We start from the raw sequence: 18879 nt of genomic DNA, 5'->3' as shown, positions 1-18879 counted from the left end.
GACTTTCACCTTCTCTCAATATAGTCTTGATCAAAATTGATGAGCGCTCTCGCTAAAGCTTCTACACCGAGCGCCACCTCTGCAAAATCAGTCCATTCTTCAGGGCAATGGCTTCTGCCTTCCCGGCTAGGGACGAAGATCATCCCAACAGGGGCAATGCTTGCGAGCTGATTTGCATCATGCCCAGCACCGCTTGGCAAATATTGCGTTTTTCCGGTTGCTGAACATGCAGCAGCAATTTTATCCTGTACATCTGGAAGGACACGTATGGAATCTGACTTTGACAAATTATCTAAACTGATGTCGAGTTGACGTTTAGCAGCGACAAGAGCAGCATATTTGGAAAAGCTAGACATGATATTTTCAATAATCTCTGAATCTATCGATCTAACTTCCAACTCAAATATTACTCGCCCTGGAATGACATTCGCTCCGTTTGGTTCATTCGTAAATTTACCTACCGTCCCGACTACCGGATCCGAGTAAGTAAATTTACATAAATTTTCTAACTCTAATACAAGTTCTGAAGCACCTGTTAAAGCATCAAATCTCATATTCATTGGGGTTGTGCCAGCGTGGTTCGGCTTTCCTTCGACAATAACACGGTAACGATGAATTCCGACGATTCCTGTAACGACTCCAAGCTTCATATTGTTTTGTTCCAAAACAGGACCTTGTTCTATATGCAATTCCAAATACAAGCTTACATCACCAGTTTTTCGAGCAGTTTCATAAATTTCGTCAGGATTTCCTCCTATCATTCGAATCCCTTCATCTAGAACTAATCCTGTTTGATCTGTACGTTCCAACATCTCGGCTGTTAAATTACCGACCATAGAACGGCTTCCGATTGTTGAAATGCCGAACTCACTCGGCTCTTCCGCGGTAAAATCAACAATTTCCAGCGTGTGACGTAAGGTTGTTCCTGTTTCCTGTAATCTGCGAGCAATTTCGATACCGGCTATGACGCCGATAATGCCGTCAAAACGACCACCGCCCGTAACCGTATCGGTATGGGATCCAATCATAATAGGTTTAAGATGTTCCTCACTGCCGCTAAGCCTCCCTATTAAGTTCCCACCAGCATCAATGCTGACTTGCAAACCAGCTTGCTCCATCTGTTGTTTCAGCCAAGCACGCCCTTCTTTGTACCATGACGTAAATGGCCTTCTCGTCCACCCTGGTTTCGATTGATCCACCATAGTGGCAAGCATTTCTATATTATTTTGAATCCGCTCCTGATTGGGATGTAAATTAAAAGATATGGTCAAACTAAACACCCCTTACTCGGATGCATTGCTTTTATAAAACGACCGTGACCTGGTTTTCCCAATTGTCCGTCTTCTTTATATACAGTTTCCCCACGAACAAAAGTATGAATGACTTTTCCAGCCATTTTGCGATTATGATATGGACTCCATTTAGCCGTAGAATGTAAAGTTGACTCATCCATTATGTATGTCTTGTTCGGATCTATAATGACCAGATCTGCATCCATGCCAATGTCGATTCGTCCCTTGCAATGACTCAATCCGAACGTTCGGGCTGGATTTTCGGAAAGGACGCGGACAAGATCCAAAATTGTCATCTTTCCTGCCGAAACACCCTCGCTATACATGACAGGCAATAAAGTTTCTACACCGGGTGCCCCTGATGCATTTTGAAAAATATCTTCATTCGCTTTCCGCTCCAATGTCCACGGCGCATGGTCAGACGTCACCATATCAATTTTACCTTGTGTTAGAAGGTGCCAAAGATCTGCTATATCTTCCTTTTTACGAAGCGGAGGGTTTATTTTGGCTTTTGCGCCGAGTTCCACCATATCATCTTCACTCAAAGTTAAGTAATGTGTACATGTTTCAGCTGTTACTTGAACACCTTGCGATTGATAAAAGTCCACCATTTCAAAGATTCGTTGAAAAGTACTATGATATAAGTGCAATTTCACTCCAGTATAAAAAGCTAACTCCATCGCTGTTAAGGCAGCTACTGATTCTGCCGCTTTTGGACGGCTGTATGCATGTGCCCGTGGATCATTTATGCCATCATGCTCATATTTACGAATATATCGCCTGACAATATCATCATTTTCAGCATGGACCCCTACAGGACAACCTGTTTCAGCAATGGCTGAAAAAGCATCCAGCAATTGCCCTTCATCAATTCTTGGAAACCGAAAAGAGTCAGTGTTAAACATCGACACTTTAAATCCACATGCACCTGCATTAGCCAGTTTTGCAATTTCATCCAGTCCATCTTCTTTTTGAATGGTGGCTAAAAGAGCTGTATCAACAACCGACTCCTTTTCCAATCGCGATATTTTTTCTTGAAACATCTTTTCAGTGCAAACCATACCTGTTGCATCATAAGGCATTTCGATCATCGTCGTAACTCCACCGGCTGCTGCAGAAAAACCAGCATTTGTAAAACCTTCTTCAAGGGCACTAAAACAATGGACATGGGCATCAATCGCACCAGGGAGAATGTAGCAACTCGTTGCATCGATTATTTCTTTCGCGGACAGCTCACTTATCTCTTCATAAATGCCGCTTATTTTTCCATTTAAAACAGCAATAACGGCATCGTAAATTACTCGATCAGGTAAAACCACATTCCCCTTCACGAGCAAATCATATTTTCCCATTCATTCCCCTCCCTCTAAGAAATTTGGGCGAGACTTTTCGTTATCTTATGGGCTGAAGAAACGACGGTTTGAATAAATTCATTACCGCTTTCTTGATCCCAACGTTCAGTCGGACCAGCCACTGTCAACGAGGCAATAACACGTTTGTTAATATCATAAATAGGAACGGCTAATCCAAAAATATTTGTATCTACCTCACCAAAGGTCAAGCAATACCCTTGCTCTCTTATTACGTCGATTTCTTTTTCAACACTTCTCCTTAGATTAGCATCTGAAATTGCCTTGACTAATTGATCTATTGTTTGTTTTTGCTCAAATGCTAAAATAGCTTTTCCAGACGCTCCACGATCGAGCGGCATCATTTTTCCAATCTCAACTGACAGACGGAGCATTCTTTGTGTTTCAATACTTTGCACACATATTACTTGTGACGCTGATCTTACACAAAGAATGGATGTCTCATTAACCTTTTCAGTTAATTCTTCCATAATCGGTCGGGATATGCTTATTAATTCGTGATTCAATTGCTGTTGTAAGCTTCTAGCCAACTCCAAAATCCGGACACCGAGTCTAATTTGTCCAACCGATTTTCTTTCGACCAATCCGTATTGTTCTAGTGTTTTGATTAGTCGATAGGCTGTACTTTCAGGAATTGCGACTTTTGCTGCAATCTCACCGACAGTCAAATTACATCCTGCCTCAGATAATGAAAAAATAATGTCCAACGCTCTTTCGATTGTCTGATTTTTGTTAACGGTCACTATGATCTCCCTCACTTGGCGTAATATAATCAGATTATTTAGCTGCGAGTTCACCTCTAACTTTCAATGCTGACCTCTTTTCCAAACTTAATAATATCTGATTAGAAACGATGGCAAGCAAGGATACAAAAATAGTGCCCCAAATCATTTTAGGGGTATGATTTTGATAAAGTCCTTCGAACAATATAACGCCTAATCCACCTGCATTTATCCAAGCTGCAATCGTTGCAATACCTATGATGGAAATGGCGGCAATCCGGACGCCGCCTAAAATGACGGGTAACGCTAACGGAAATTCAATTTTCCAAAATAACCGAAAAGACCCTAATCCCATTCCTTTCCCCGCCTCAATAATGGAAGGATCGATCGATTGGAAACCGACCATTACGTTACGAACAAGAATAAGCTGGCTATATGCGATTAATGCGATGATTGCAGGCTTTACACCTAAGCCGACAAATGGTATGAGGAAAGCAAACATAGCCAAGCTAGGTATGGAGTATAGAATACCAAGAACCGATAAAACTGGAACCGAAATCTTTTTAAACCTTGATAAGAAGAGACCAACTGGCAATGCAATCAATATTGCCAAGCTTAAAGAGACAACCGTAAGCATAAGATGTTGAAAAAATAATAATAAAATCCGATCGTAATAATTAAATAAAAATGCAAACATTTCTCAGTATCCCCTCCGCGTTAAGAAGCAGAATAGATCATCCAATCCCAGCGATATAACTTTTTAATCCAGCTAAAGTAATTCTTCCTACCGGAGTATCATCTTCTTCTGTTACAATAACCGAGTCGCCATGACCTTGTAAAATATGGGTTAAAACATTCTTTAGATTTTCGGAACGCCTAACCTTTACTACATCCATTTCTGCTCCGTCAGTAAGTGGTGCCATCACATGATCAGCTCTCATGAGACTGAGATGCTGCACAATATCATCCGAGTGGACGAGCTGACTGACAAAAGAATTGGCTGGCTTCGTAATAATATTTAAAGGAGTATCAAATTGTTGAATGACACCTTCATTCATGATGACAATTTTATCGCCTAGTTTTAATGCCTCATCAATATCATGTGTAACAAACAATATCGTTTTATTAAGCTGCCGTTGAATTCGGATCATCTCATCCTGCAATGTGCTCCGGGTAATTGCATCAATGGCACCGAATGGTTCGTCCATTAACATGATGGATGGGTTTCCTGCCAAAGCTCTTGCAAGCCCAATCCTCTGCTGCTGTCCTCCAGAAAGCTGCCTGGGGTAACGATTTCGGTACTCTTTGGGAGGGAGCTGAATCAACTCTAGCAGAAAATCAATTCGTTCTTCAATTTTCTTCGAATCCCACCTTAATTCCTTTGGTACGGTTGCAATATTTTCTGCTATCGTCATATGAGGGAATAAACCAATTTGTTGTATGACATATCCAATATTTCGTCTTAATTCTGTAACCGGCATTTTTGTTATATCTTGACCATGAACCAAAATTTTACCTGAAGTCATATCATAAATACGATTGACCATTTTCAGTAATGTTGTCTTTCCGCATCCAGAAGCACCTAAAATAGTGACAAAGCTGCCTTCTTCAATCGTAAGGTTCGTAGGATACACGGACGGCTTTGGCGCTTTAGGAAACTGTTTTGACACTTCTTCGAAAACAATGGCATTTTTAGTCAAATCACTCACCTCCATTCATTAGAAAAGCGTAAGCGCCTTGCTCATCGACGTACAGGCCCGCAGGATGCGAGTCCGTCGACTTTAGCCTAGGACGTGGCGATTTTAGTCGACGTTCCTCCTTTGGCCTAAGACTTGAGATAAAGGAAACACAATGAGCCTGCAAGGCGAATTGATGTTGACTTACGCAAAAGAAAAGGACAGGAAGTTTGCTAGTCGATAGGCTGCTTGCGCTATACACTTTCAAAAATTATACTTTTTACTTTACTTTTTAAAAATGTACTTTTCCCGATATCACATCGAGAAAAGTATAGTAGTTATTACTTAATAATTCCTTCGTTTTTCAAAAACTCTTTCGCGACATCCGCATATTCACGCTGATTCAAGTCTACTTCGGCATTTAATTTTTGCATCGTTTCATTATCTAGCTTTGCAGATATTTCATCCAGCTTCTGCCTGATCTTCGCATCTTTATCCAATGTTTCTTGACGGATGACAGGAGCTACGAAATATGGCGGCCATAAATGCTTATCATCCTCTAAAAGGACAAGGTCAGGATTCGTTAAATCACCATCTGTTCCGAAAGCTACTGTACCTTGCACTTCATCATTTAATACAGCACGATATTTCACACCGTAGTCGAAAAGCTTCATGCTTTTGAAATTAAAATCACCATACACTCTATTCATGCCGAGCAAACCGTCTTCACGTTCCTCGAACTCTGGAACTGCTGCAAAATCTATGTTTTCTGCATGCTTTTGCAAGTCCGAAAGTGTTGTAATGCCATATTCATCAGAAGCTTTTTTGGAAACGGCGATCGCCTGAGTGTTGTTCGCATTTGATGCTGTCAACCATACTAAGTCAAATTTCTCTTTATAAAAATCTGAGACCATATCATATACTTGTTGTGGATCGGAGATTGGCTCTTCTTCCATAATGTTTAATAGCCCGGTTCCTGTATATTCAGGGTATACATCAATATCACCTTTTTTAAGGGCTTCATGTGCTACAAGCGTTCCACCTAAATTTAGTTTTCGTTCTACTTTAAAGCCAGCATCCTCTAAAGCCAATGCATACATTTCCCCTAAAATCAGCGACTCAGTAAAGTTTTTGGAACCTACTTTTATTTTTGAGGATCCACTGCATGCACTTAAAAGTAAAGAAAAAACAAGTGCGATTGCTAAAATAAAAAATGATTTTCTTTTCAATTCAATTCCTCCCTAAATTAAATAATGAATCTATGAATCTCTTTGATATCTTGTAGTAAATCTTTCAATAAATGAAAATATGACTTCAGAGAAAATCGTTAAGAGTGCAATTGGAATCGCCCCAACTAGTAAAACTTGGAATTTATACATACTTAATCCGTTAATGATAAAGGTTCCAAGTCCGCCTCCCCCAATAAAAGCTGCAAGCGACGCACTGGCGAGAACTTCGACACTAGCCGTTTTTGCACCAGTAATCATAAGTGGCATCGCGAGCGGAAACTCAATTTTTCTAAGAACCGCTTTCTGACCCATTCCCATCCCATGAGCGGATTCAAGTATGGCGGGATCTATCCCCCGAAATCCTAAAAATGTATTAATGAGGATCGGAGGGCATGCGAGTACAGTTAAAGCTACTAAAGCCGGCCAAAAACCAGTGCCGATTAACGGCAACATGATCACTAGGATTGCCAAACTTGGGATGACTCGTATCGAATTGACAGTATTCATGATGGTTGCGGCAACTTTTTGGTTTTTGGCACACCATATGCCTAGTGGAATACATATGATTAAACCAAGTAATAAGGCGGACAAACTTAACGTGATATGAACTTGAAGTTCTTCCAAAAAACGTACATGGTTTTCGATTAAATAATCATATGCTTTTATTAACAGCTCCATCCGATGCCTCCTTCCTGTTTATTTCTATTAAACTTATTCACCTAATGCATAATCTGCAATTTGAATACCTAATGCGGATTCCACATCGGGATACACAGATGCATCCCGGACGCTTGAACTAATCGGAATATGGCTTTTGTGGATTCGGAACACAGCTATTTCCATACCTGGTTCAAGGGCTCCAGCGCTCAATGGTTTTCCAGTTTCAGTTGATATAGCTGTAATGACATCTGGATAAGTTGTTAAACGATTTCCAAGTGAATCGTCCACCGCCATAAATTCATTCATTACATGCATCGTTAAAGACTTGTCTCCCGCGTCAACAACTACTTGCCCAATATCAAAAGCACCGGAATATTCTACAGTAGTTGAGGTTACTTTCCCTCTACCCAAAATCTCACCTTTCGTATGCTTACAAATGGTTTGGATGACTGCCTCTGCTCCTTGTGGCTCAGCATCCAAAATAGCCTTGCCAAGATCAATGGCAATGGATATACCACCTATAGCTGCATGTTTTTTAATATAGCTCGCAGGAAGCGGAAGTCTCGCCGAAGCAATAAATCCTCCTGACATATCTGAAGCAGTACGTAATATATTAGAAGTTTTTGCTGGAGATCCTTTTACAACAAGCTCAATATAGGAACCCGTCTCCTTTTTCCCACCCACAACAACTTGGATTGTTTCAAAATTTGGATCAGCCGCAACTCCCATTTGCCCCATCTTCCCAGTTGGATGCGCACGAATATCCCCTGTTGCATCGACAACAACTAGATCGAGCATGGCAGCAGGCAACCAGCCGTTGATGGAACTTGACATTCCATTTTGAGGTGTCATCACACCTACGACCTTGCCCTCATAATTTTCCATGAGTAATTTAACTGCTTTAATATAATCTACACCTAACATTTGCCAATCCGTTTTCCCTGCAGGTGCACCAATAGCAGTACATGTAATGATGATGGCATCATCGGGGAGTTCATCAACCGAAACTAGCTTTGGCTGCCCCATCGTTACGGCAGCTCCGCCAATTTCCAAACCATGGTCAACCCAGCCACCTCCACCAGAAGCATATACAGAACCGCCGGCAACAGCTGCTTTAACATCTTCCATTGTAAGAATGCGCATATGAATTCTCCTCTCATTTCCTATTTCAAAACTATAATTGGATATGTCGAATTCCCTTTTTCTCAATTTCATCCAATGATTCTTCATAGCCCGCATCTGCATATCTTAATACACCCAGGCTCGTATCATTGTCTAAAGCATGCTTTAATCGTATATCCGCTTCAGGTGTACCATCTGCAACAAGTGTAATTCCTGCACTTGTCATATACCCTGAATAACCACCACCCCCTGAGTGAATGGCTGTTAAATCTGCCATCGATGAACAACTCAACATCGCATTTAGAAGCGGCCAATCGGAAATCGTGTCGCTGCCATCTTTCATACGTTCAGTCATAATGTTTGGATGTGTCATCGCCCCAGCATCTAGATGGTCTCTTGAAAACGCAATGGGACCACTTAAAATACCAGTTCTCACCATTTCATTTACAGCTAAAGCAAGTCGAGTTCTTTCTCCATGTCCAAACCAGCCAATTCGTGCCGGCAACCCTTGAAAAGGTACATATTTATTCGCCAGTGAAATCCAATTTGTCGCAATGTTATTTTCTTTAAAGTGCTCTAGTATGTAGTTGTCGATCGTCTTGATATCATTGGACTCTCCAGTAAGAGCAACCCAGCGGAATGGACCAATCGCCCTGCTGAAAAGAGGTCTTAAATATGCTTCTGTAAAAATATCAATTTCAAAAGCATTTTTGACACCATATTGATAAGCTTGTGTGCGAATGTTATTTCCATTATCAAACACAATTGCGCCGCGCTTTTTAAAAGTAAGCATCGCTGCTACTTCCAAGGCAATGGACGATTGTGCATCTTGCTTTAGTTTAATAGGATTATTTTCTCTTACTCTTTTAACATCTTCTGGACTATAGTCTGCTGGAATATAACCGTATAATAAATCATGTGCGGACGTTTGATCCGTTACGATATCTGGTGTGATATTCCGCTTTACGAGTTCAGGATATATATCAGCCGCATTCCCAACCAATCCTACACTTACACTTTCTCCTTTGGCAGTCGCTTCTTTAATCCAACGTAAAGCCTCATCTATATCTTCCGTTTTCCGTTGTAAATAACCATCGGCAATCCTTTTATCAACACGAGCCTCATCAATCTCTACAACAAGAATAGCAGCACCGACCATCACACCCGCTAAAGGTTGTGCTCCTCCCATTCCTCCTAAACCTGCTGTTAATATAAATTTCCCTATTAAACTATCATCAAAATGTTTTTTTGCAATAGCAGCAAAAATTTCATAGGTTCCTTGAATGACACCTTGAGAACCGATATATTGCCAGGCAGCTGCGGTCAAGCCCCCCCACATTATTAGGCCTTTTTCCTGTAAATCATAAAAATGATCACTAGTCGCCCATTTGCCGACGATATTACAGTTAGCCATAATGACAAGTGGTGCAAAAGCATGAGTTTTCAATATTCCAATCGGCTTCCCCGACTGTATGACTAAAGTCTCATCTTCTTCAATATTTAGGAGGGTATCCACAATCGCATGATAAGCTTCCCAATTACGTGCTGCCTTACCCAGTGCCGCGTATACAACCAAGTCCTTTTGGTTTTCTCCGTTTTCCAACACATTTTCAAGCATCCGAAGTAAAGCCTCTTGCCTCCAACCTTTACACCTTAATTGAGTTCCACGAAATGCTGATATTCGTTCCAATTACACCCCACCTTTTTATCAATAATAGATAATCAATTATTATTATATGATAATTGATTATCAGTTTATTCGAATTCTACACAATATTACGCAAACAGTCAACATATAAATATAATTCCGATAGGTTTAGTTGTATTTAATTGTTAACATGCTAGCATCCCATTGAAACAGTGTCAAATCACATAGTTCATTAGACCTTTAATTAGTAGATACCTCTTTTAACCCTTATTCAAATAAATTTTTTTCACATTCTCTGTATCTTTCTGTTAAAAAATCCGTACATATTAATAAAACATTTGAAAGTAGGGAGAAATTTGCATTATCAAACTTATCAAGTTTCTGATAGAAGCCATGAAAGCAAGAAAGATATTATACAAGTGATTGGAGAAGGGAAAGTATCTGTTCAACCTGACCATGCTAAAGTAACATTAGGTGCTTCAACCGAAGATAAAGCCTTACAAGTTGCTCAGGAAGAAAATGCCGTGATTATTACGGAGATTAAGAAAGCATTGAATCAAATCGGAATAACGGATAAGCAAATACAAACGACGGATTACTCCATTTATCCGCAATATGATTTTGCCAACGGTAAGCAAGAATTCAGAGGGTATAAAGTTGATCATTTGCTGCAAATTAGTATTCATCATATAGAGAGTACTGGTTTAGTAGTGGACACTGCGGTAAAACATGGGGCAAATACGATTTCAGGGGTTAAGTTTGAAGTATCCAACTATAACCAATACTATAAAGAAGCATTGTCTATGGCAGTGATTAATGCTTATGAAAAAGCAGAGACGATTGCAAGCACACTTAAGGTGCGTTTAGTTAAAACACCTATTTTAGTAACAGAAAACGAAAAACTACCCGGTGGGCCTATACCTCTGGAGGCTGCTGCTTTTGTAAAAAGTGCTGCCACAACCCCTATCCAGCCCGGGATATTGGATATCAAGAGTACGATAACTGCTACCTTTGAATATCAATAACATTTTTCATATACAAAAATTAGATAAAATTGATAACGCTTTCACCAAATATTGTGAATATTCATATGTTCATTGTCATATGAACATGGTATAATGTACAAATATTCATATTTAGCGAAGGAAGTGGATAGCGCGGTGAATCAGACGAAAGTAAAATCGCAGACAGTACATGTGGAAGATATTCTCATTGCATATCAGCGCTTAAAAGACGTAGTGGCACATACCCCTTTGCAAAAAAATGAGCGATTATCTGAAAAATATGGCTGTCATGTTTACGTAAAAAGGGAAGATTTGCAACACGTTCGTTCTTTTAAATTACGTGGGGCTTATTATAAAATCAAAACTGTTGAAAACGAAGCACGTGAAAAAGGAATTGTTTGTGCAAGTGCAGGGAATCATGCTCAAGGTGTTGCTTTCGCCTGTTCTCATCTTGGTATCTCCGGAACCATCTTTATGCCGCAAACGACTCCAAAGCAAAAAATTGACCAAGTTAGAATGTTCGGCCGCGACTATGTGGACATTGTCCTCGTAGGCGATACGTTTGATGATTCTTCAGAGAGTGCGACGGAATATGCAAACAAAGAAAATAAAATCTTCATCCATCCTTTTGATGATCTCGATATTATAGCTGGTCAAGGAACGGTTGCCGTTGAGATTATGAACGATATTGAAGAACCCGTTGATTTTGTATTTGCAAGTATCGGCGGCGGCGGACTTGTTTCCGGCTTAAGTGCATATATTAAAAATCTTTCTCCACATACCCGTATGATCGGGGTGGAACCTGAAGGGGCAGCAAGTATGAAAGCTGCTTTGAAAAACAACTGTGTAACCGCACTAGAATCAATCGATAAGTTTGTAGATGGGGCCGCTGTAAAATGTGTTGGCCAAAAAACATATGAAATTTGCAAAGATTATGTGGATGATATTATTCCTGTTCCAGAAGGAAAAGTATGTACGACCATCCTAGATCTATACAACGAACATGCTATTATCGCCGAACCTGCAGGAGCCTTGCCGATTGCAGCACTCGATTTTTACAAAGAAGAAATTAAAGGGAAATCGGTTATTTGTGTAATTAGTGGTGGAAATAATGATATTGGCAGAATGCAGGAAATTAAAGAAAAGTCTTTAATTTACGAAGGATTGCTCTACTATTTCATCATCAATTTCCCACAACGAGCAGGAGCCTTGCGAGAATTCCTAGATGGTGTCCTAGGTCCTGAAGACGACATCACAACCTTTGAATATACGAAGAAAAACAATAAAGAAAGCGGCCCAGGACTTGTTGGTATTGAATTAAAGCGAAAAGAAGATTACGCAGGTCTAATCGAGCGTATGCAGCAAAAAGGGTTTCCGTACACAGAAGTGAATAAAGACAGTACATTGTTCCATCTTTTGATTTGAGCATGTCTAAAATGAAGTGAACGAGGTTATCGCCTCGTTTTTTTCATACATATTTTTGTTCTAAGGAGGAGTGCAAATGAAAATAGTTTTGTCGAGAAGCGATAGAGATTCAATCCTTGACTCCCTTACCCCTGAACAGAAAGAATTTATTCAACATCACGTAAAGAGAGGTAAAAAAACGGCTTTTGCCAATGTTTTAGCTAGTGATAAAGGAATTGTCATCCCTGAACATGCTGGGATGGAAGAAGTGGAAATGTTGCTGGATGAGTGGATTTTGGAAGAATATATTGACAATGGATTTGTAAACCCAAAGACCCCATGCGAATGCGGGAGACCGCTCCGATATCAGTACATAGTCAAACATAAAGCTACAAATGAGACAAGGAGATTCGGCATCGAACATTTTAAGGAGCATACCGGTTTTTCATCGGAAATCGTCAATGAAATCCGGATGGGCTTTAATGTCATCGATTACGAAATGGATGAGCTGTTATATAAAATACAAAATAAGTGGGAGCTTAGACAGGAAGTTCCTTTTTTGCCGGATTATTTGGAAATTCCGAAATCCATCCAAGAATATATTGATCTTGATCTCCCTTTATTGGATAAACATGTAGATGAACTTAAAAGAATCATTCGCGACTACATGGAACAATCTAGGGAACAGCGAATACTTGAACCTGTGGCAAGAGAATCTGAATCCCATATAATTTTTAATATTGAAGATTACATTTTCGAGGATACTTTTCGAACGGATCCGGAATCATTCAGTAAGGACAAAACACTGGAATATTTGGAAAGTGGAGTTTCTAGTGCGAGAATCATCTGTGAATTATTAATCAAGCATGGTTATGCTGCTAATGAACGATATATAACAGGAAAACCTAAAATATATGGCCACGTTTGTATGTTTTTAGAATCCCTTAAAGCACGGGATGTTTTAAAAAGAGGAAAACTGCTCGGCAAAGATGATCGATATTACCATATTTCAGAGTAGATGTGTAATGATGCTGTTGATTCTGATATGGGCTAGATGGACATCTCAATCGGACAATAGCGATGCTTTTTACGCGTTCACAGGCCCTTTGAACGTTCCATACGGATAGTAACTTTGATTCACATAACTTCCCGGTCCGATTGAACGCTCAATCGGACAATAACCTTGACATTACCCTGGTCAGGGGCACAATGAACATCTCATCGTGACCTCTAGCTTGATTTTATCGACTTCAAGGGCACGATGAACACCTCATCGTGACCTTTAGCTTGAATTTAACGACGTTAAGGGCACAATGAACACCTCATCGTGACCTTTAGCTTGAATTTAACGACTTCAAGGGCACGATGAACACCCCATCGTGACCTCTAGCTTGATTTTATCGACTTCAAGGGCACAATGAACACCTCATCGTGACCTTTAGCTTGAATTTAACGACTTCAAGGGCACGATGAACACCCCATCGTGACCTCTAGCTTGATTTTATCGACTTCAAGGGCACGATGAACACCTCATCGTGACCTTTAGCTTGAATTTATCGACTGCAAGGTCACGATGAACACCTCATCGTGACCTTTAGCTTGAATTTATCGACGTTAAGGGCACAATGAACACCCCATCGTGACCTCTAGCTTGAATTTATCGACTACAAGGGCACGATGAACACCTCATCGTGACCTCTAGCTTGAATTTATCGACTTCAAGGGCACAATGAACACCTAATCGTGACCTCTAGCTTGAAATTTATTGATGTCAAGGGCACGATGAACAACCCATCGTGCCCTCCACTTTAAATTATCAAAATCATTTATACCCTTTTGTACGCTTGCCTATAAATTTCCGCTAACTCTGTAACTAATGGTAGCTTAGGGTTGGCAGTTGTGCATTGGTCTTCAAATGCTCTTTCGGCCAAATAATCTACTTTACTATCAAACGCAGCCTTCTCAACTCCGTTTGCCTCAATACTCATCGGGATGTCTATTTCTTTTGCCAAGTTAATGATTGCTTGAATAAGGCTCACTACCCCTTCAGCTGTAGTTCTGGCTGGCAATCCTAACATTCTTGCAATCTCTGCATATCTCTTATCAGCGATGAATTTTTCATATTTAGGAAACGACGCAAATTTCTTTGGTTTTGTACCGTTGTAACGAATGACGTGTGGCATGAGAATCGTATTGGCACGTCCATGCGCCCTTATCCCTCCTTGAATATTATTCTGTATTCAATATAGCATAGGGCGCTCCAATTGTGAGGTATTGAACAAACTGCTTTTCGTTAATTTATTCACTATTTCGTTGGCTCATTAAAAAGATTGTCCCAAAGCGCTCTTGCTTTAGGACAACCTTTTTATTCATATCGTAATGCATCAATCGGACTTAGTTTTGATGCTTTGCTTGCTGGGAGTATCCCGAACACAACACCGATAAATGCGGAAAAACCAATGCCAATTAATACAACAAGCGGACTAATAGTGGCTGTTATTGGGGAGAACTCGGAAATAAGCAATGTGCCTAAGACCGCAAATCCAAGGCCAATTAGACCACCCAAGGAGGTCAACGTAACGGATTCAATCAAAAATTGAAGCAAGATTCTTCCACGTGTCGCTCCTAAAGCCTTACGCAGTCCAATTTCTCTCGTTCTTTCAGTGACGGAAACAAGCATAATATTCATTACGCCGATCCCCCCTACCAAAAGTGAGATCCCTGCAACGCTTCCGATAAATATCGTAATGATCAATATGAACTGATTAAATTCATTTTCATATTCAGAGAAATCGTGTATCCTATACTGTCCATCTTCAATCTTTTTGCTTTGCGTAAGGGTGCTCGCCGCCAGATTTCCAGTTTCCGATATTTTATCAGCATCACTTGCGATAATCGCTAGTCTCTCAATTTCCCTATTCCCATACATCAACGATATTAAAGCACGGGGCATCAGCATTTCACCATATTCCGAATAACGATATTGCTCCGGCACATGAGATTCATACACGCCAACGATTTTATATGGATTATCATTTATATCAACAATTTCACCTATCACATTCTCACTTTCTTTAAAAAACTTTTTCCTTGCAACAGTGTCGATCATAATAATCCGGTTCATGCTATCGTTATCGCGGACATTAATTGGACGGCCTTCAATGATCTTAATGTTTCTTGCTTTAAAATATTCCGGACCTACCCCAGTTATTTCCATGTCACCTTGCTTTTCATTATGAACAAGCGCACCCCAACCTTGATTTGTTGCTAATACGGCCTTTACCCCAGGAACGGCCGCAAGCGTCTCTACATCGGCCTGCGATAGTTCAGGTTCCATCCACATCATTTCTGATTTATCCTCAGTTGGTGTCGGCTCGTAAAATATATCAATCGCATTTTTATCAGTGTTAAAAAACTCGTCTTGCAAAGAGGTTTGTGCACCTTGTCCAATGGCTACGATCGTAATGACAGCCGCAACACCAATTATGATTCCAAGCATCGTCAAAATCGACCGAATCTTATGATTCCAAATGGAGGAGAGGGCAATTTTAAAACTTTCCCATATGCTCATCGTTTCTTCCTCCGGTCATCTGTAATTCTACCATCCTTCAATGTAATGATTCTATTTGTATATTTGGCTATTTCCTCCTCATGGGTGACAATGATGACGGTTTTGCCTTCTTTGTTTAATTGGACTAATAGCTGCATAATTTGTTCGCTAGTTTTTGAATCAAGTGCTCCGGTCGGTTCGTCTGCTAGAATAATGGAAGGTTGATTTACTAGCGCCCTTGCAATGGCTACACGTTGTTTTTGACCACCTGACAACTGGTTTGGCAAATGTTTCATTCGATCCTCCAACCCAACCTTTTCAAGCATTTCCATTGCTCTTTCAGTTCTTTCCCGCTTTGAAACACCCGCATATATAAGTGTTGACTCTACATTTTTGAGAGCATTTGCTCTTGGCAGCAAAAAGAATTGTTGAAAAACAAAACCAATATGCATATTTCTTAATTGAGCAAGTTTATTTTCTTTTACTAATCCAATTTTTTCTCCATTTAGTTCATACGTACCGGATGTTGGGTAGTCGAGAAATCCTATAATATTCATTAAAGTCGATTTCCCCGATCCGGAAGGACCCATGATGGAAACAAACTCCCCATCCTCAATGGTTAGATTGATATCATGCAGTACAGGAACTTGCAAAGAACCATTCCCGTAAACTTTTGTAATCTCACTCAACTTCATCATAGGAGACCACTTCCATTCCATCATGCATGCCTTCATTAGGCATAGTGACGACAAGCTCCCCTAAGCTGACGCCCTCCGTCAATTCGATAAATTCATCGTTCATTTTACCAGTTTGAATTTCTCGTCTTTCTAACTTCCCATCCTTTAAAACATAAACGAAAGACATGCCGTCTTCATCAATGATTGCCATATGTGGAACAACAAGTGAATTGCCATCTCCACTTATTTTGACTTCCAGCGAAACATGAAATCCTTGACGGAGCTCAGTCGTATCATCAGTAATACCTACTTTAAAAGGATACATTGTGACATTTCCTCCACCCATTCCGCCGCCAAAATCTTCACCGCCGCCTTCATCGTTAGGAAATTGGGAAACTGTTTCCACTACGCCTTTCCATTCCCTATCCTTATATACTTTAGGGCGGACGATAACCGCTTGATCTTTTTGAATTTTAACAGCATCAAATTCGCTCATGGTTCCAATAACTTTAAATGGTTTACTTGAAGTGATATGTATAACAGGTTCATTTACTCCCGTTTCACTATTCACCGCATTTTTATTGACTTTAACGATAATCCCATTTATTTTACTTTTTACCGTCATCGCTTTGATTTGAGCATCAAGTTCATTAATTTGTTCCTGTGCACCTTCAATCTCAGCCTTTGTACCTTCATACTGAAGTTCCAATTGAACTTTTTCATTTAAAAGTTGATTCACATCATCTTGGGTTACTGGAATGATCGTTTCATCTTCAGCCTCTGGATCATCTGACTTAACCTTTTGCGGTACACCAACTTTCTTTTTTGTGTCCGTAATACGTTTATTCAATTCAGCGATTTGATTTATTTCTGTTTGTGCACGACTTTGAATTAGATCCCTTTCTCTTACCGCTCTATCAAATTGCCTATTCAGTTTCGAAGAATCATAGATAAATAATGGATCTCCTGCTTTTACCTTTTGATTTTCCTTTACCTTATATTTACTGATTTCTCCTTTTTCAGGTTCCATATAAACCTTTTGTTCATCTTCGGGAACGATTTTACCTGTTACAAGAATCGTTTCTACCAATTCTTCTTCTTTTGCCTTTTGGACCATTACCGGCAATTCTTCTACTTCATTGTCCGCCATTTTCGGGCTTTTATTTAATGTAAAAAATAACGTTATTCCAATTGCCAATACTACAATGATTGACAATGTCCATATCCATATTTTCTTTTTCACTCTCTTTTTCCCCCTAATATCCCATCAATATATATTTTTCATCCTTTACTAGACGTATAAATGTTGGAAAAAGTTTCATATTCAGACAAAAAGAATAGCCCTCAAGTATGAAGGCTATCCATTTTTACCTATTCTTTTGCTTTTTCGGGATGTTGCATATAATACTTATGCCCAATCCATGTTTGAATAATCAAGAAAGTTCCTCCTACTACCCAGTATAACGGCAAGGCTGCAGGGACTGAGAGTGAGATAAACATGATCATGGCTGGCGATAGATACGAGAAAACTTGCATTTGTTTTCTTTGAGCTTCGGGAACAGTCGACATAGAAACCCGCGATTGGATAAAGTAAACAAAACCAGCTATCAGCATCATCGCTATATCCCTTTGTCCAAGGTCGAACCATAGAAAAGAATGAGTCGCAATTTCCTCCGAGCCGCGAATGGCATAATAAAGCCCCATTAAAATCGGCATTTGAATTAGCATTGGCAGACAGCCCATATTAAGCGGGTTGACGTTATGCTTTTGATATAAAGCCATCATTTCTTGCTGAGCTATTTTTCTTTCTTCCGGCGTTTTTGCTTCCTTTGTTCTCTTTTGTATTTCTTCCATTTCCGGCTTTAATTTCTCCATAGCTATTTTCATTAATTGTTGGTTCTTGTATGTTTTTAACATAAACGGCATAAGCACCAAACGAATGAGAAGCGTAATGATGATAATAGCTAAACCAAAATTCCCACCGAAAAAGGAGCCAATTTCGTGAATTAAAAAAGCAAATGGGCGCACAAATGTATTATAAAAGAAACCTGTTTTATTTTGTACAGCTGAACATCCTCCAAGGAAGATTGATGCAAAGACTAGAGTTGAAAATAATACTGTGTTTTTTTTCAATGATTTCACCCTTCTATTTAGAAATTTGTGTATGAAAATAGAAGATGTGGCCCTTCCGGATCATCGGGAGCTTCTTTTCTTTTTACTGTTTTAATTAAACGTGACACATCGAAAACTGGGCGCTCTTTTGGAGGAGCTGGAATCAAAATATCTTGTATATGAAAAATAGTATCTATTTTCCCTTTCCTGTTTGCTTGAACAGGATGGGATAATAAAAGTATTTGCCAACTAAGAAGCCATGTAATAGCAAGAGTTAATGGGACTACCCACTCTGTATAAGAATCATGAAAAAGAAGATCGAACATCGTACCACCTTATTTCTTTCTTATCAATACAGAAAGTATAGTCGTATTTTTTATGAATGTAAAAGATTTTTTAAAACTTCATATAAT

General features: G+C 39.7%; 17 protein-coding genes and 1 pseudogene. 3 read left to right on the top strand and 15 right to left on the bottom strand.

All coding sequences use genetic code 11. From position 1 onward, the window contains the following. Positions 1-5: 5 nt before the first annotated feature. The 9 genes from ertE to ertB all read right to left on the bottom strand — a co-directional run bounded on the left by ertE (position 6) and on the right by ertB (position 9761). Positions 6-1271 carry an N-carbamyl-l-glutamate amidohydrolase ErtE gene (gene ertE / locus NQ185_RS08500; protein WP_257581223.1) on the bottom strand — a complete coding sequence of 422 codons (1266 nt, stop codon included), beginning with the start codon at positions 1269-1271 and terminating at the stop codon, positions 6-8. Continuing rightward, complete coding sequence (locus NQ185_RS08495) at positions 1268-2644, bottom strand: dihydroorotase (protein WP_257581222.1); 1377 nt, start codon at positions 2642-2644, stop codon at positions 1268-1270. Before NQ185_RS08495 ends, ertE begins: the two co-directional genes overlap by 4 nt. A gap of 14 nt (positions 2645-2658) precedes the next feature. Then, entirely contained in the window at positions 2659-3405 is a 747-nt protein-coding gene (locus NQ185_RS08490) for an IclR family transcriptional regulator (RefSeq protein WP_257581221.1), read from the bottom strand. Between the two features lie 34 nt (positions 3406-3439). Next, positions 3440-4081 (bottom strand): ABC transporter permease, encoded by a 642-nt coding sequence (locus NQ185_RS08485; RefSeq protein WP_257581220.1) that lies wholly within the window; start codon positions 4079-4081, stop codon positions 3440-3442. Positions 4082-4118: 37 nt separating this feature from the next. Continuing rightward, positions 4119-5084 carry an ABC transporter ATP-binding protein gene (locus NQ185_RS08480; RefSeq protein WP_257581219.1) on the bottom strand — a complete coding sequence of 322 codons (966 nt, stop codon included), beginning with the start codon at positions 5082-5084 and terminating at the stop codon, positions 4119-4121. 317 nt (positions 5085-5401) lie between these two features. Next, entirely contained in the window at positions 5402-6289 is an 888-nt protein-coding gene (locus NQ185_RS08475; RefSeq protein ID WP_257581218.1) for an ABC transporter substrate-binding protein, read from the bottom strand. Between the two features lie 30 nt (positions 6290-6319). Beyond that, positions 6320-6967, bottom strand: coding sequence for an ABC transporter permease (locus NQ185_RS08470; RefSeq protein WP_257581217.1), 648 nt, complete (start codon positions 6965-6967; stop codon positions 6320-6322). A 33-nt stretch (positions 6968-7000) separates the two neighbouring features. Then, positions 7001-8092, bottom strand: a complete 1092-nt coding sequence (ertC, locus tag NQ185_RS08465; protein WP_257581216.1) for a thiohydantoin desulfurase — start codon at positions 8090-8092, stop codon at positions 7001-7003. Between the two features lie 31 nt (positions 8093-8123). Beyond that, complete coding sequence (gene ertB, locus NQ185_RS08460; protein WP_257581215.1) at positions 8124-9761, bottom strand: thiourocanate hydratase; 1638 nt, start codon at positions 9759-9761, stop codon at positions 8124-8126. Positions 9762-10075: 314 nt separating this feature from the next. Between ertB and NQ185_RS08455 the strand changes: the two genes are divergently transcribed. From NQ185_RS08455 to NQ185_RS08445, 3 genes are all read left to right on the top strand, one after another. Then, on the top strand, positions 10076-10744 hold the full coding sequence (locus NQ185_RS08455; protein WP_257581214.1) for an SIMPL domain-containing protein: 669 nt from the start codon (positions 10076-10078) through the stop codon (positions 10742-10744). Positions 10745-10879: 135 nt separating this feature from the next. Then, positions 10880-12148, top strand: a complete 1269-nt coding sequence (gene ilvA, locus NQ185_RS08450) for a threonine ammonia-lyase IlvA (RefSeq protein WP_257581213.1) — start codon at positions 10880-10882, stop codon at positions 12146-12148. A 76-nt stretch (positions 12149-12224) separates the two neighbouring features. Beyond that, complete coding sequence (locus tag NQ185_RS08445) at positions 12225-13145, top strand: DUF3895 domain-containing protein (protein WP_257581212.1); 921 nt, start codon at positions 12225-12227, stop codon at positions 13143-13145. An 808-nt stretch (positions 13146-13953) separates the two neighbouring features. On the opposite strand, the pseudogene NQ185_RS08440 reads toward NQ185_RS08445, so the two are convergent. From NQ185_RS08440 to NQ185_RS08415, 6 genes and pseudogenes are all read right to left on the bottom strand, one after another. Further along, a pseudogene (locus NQ185_RS08440) lies at positions 13954-14337 on the bottom strand (bifunctional acetaldehyde-CoA/alcohol dehydrogenase); the annotation flags it as partial. Positions 14338-14492: 155 nt separating this feature from the next. Next, entirely contained in the window at positions 14493-15698 is a 1206-nt protein-coding gene (locus NQ185_RS08435) for an ABC transporter permease (protein ID WP_257581211.1), read from the bottom strand. Continuing rightward, a complete protein-coding gene (locus tag NQ185_RS08430; protein WP_257581210.1) occupies positions 15695-16375 on the bottom strand; it encodes an ABC transporter ATP-binding protein in 681 nt (226 codons plus the stop codon). The genes NQ185_RS08435 and NQ185_RS08430 overlap by 4 nt, the downstream gene beginning before the upstream one ends. Further along, positions 16359-17597: an efflux RND transporter periplasmic adaptor subunit gene (locus NQ185_RS08425; RefSeq protein ID WP_257581209.1), complete on the bottom strand. Its 1239-nt coding sequence runs from the start codon at positions 17595-17597 to the stop codon at positions 16359-16361. Before NQ185_RS08425 ends, NQ185_RS08430 begins: the two co-directional genes overlap by 17 nt. 128 nt (positions 17598-17725) lie before the next feature. Next, positions 17726-18487, bottom strand: a complete 762-nt coding sequence (yidC, locus tag NQ185_RS08420) for a membrane protein insertase YidC (RefSeq protein ID WP_257581208.1) — start codon at positions 18485-18487, stop codon at positions 17726-17728. Positions 18488-18504: 17 nt separating this feature from the next. Then, on the bottom strand, positions 18505-18792 hold the full coding sequence (locus NQ185_RS08415; RefSeq protein WP_257581207.1) for a hypothetical protein: 288 nt from the start codon (positions 18790-18792) through the stop codon (positions 18505-18507). Positions 18793-18879: the final 87 nt, after the last annotated feature.

This window comes from Lederbergia panacisoli, assembly GCF_024626525.1.
In the GTDB taxonomy this organism is placed as follows: domain Bacteria; phylum Bacillota; class Bacilli; order Bacillales; family Bacillaceae_C; genus Lederbergia; species Lederbergia panacisoli.
This window is presented reverse-complemented; position numbering and strand designations above follow the sequence as displayed.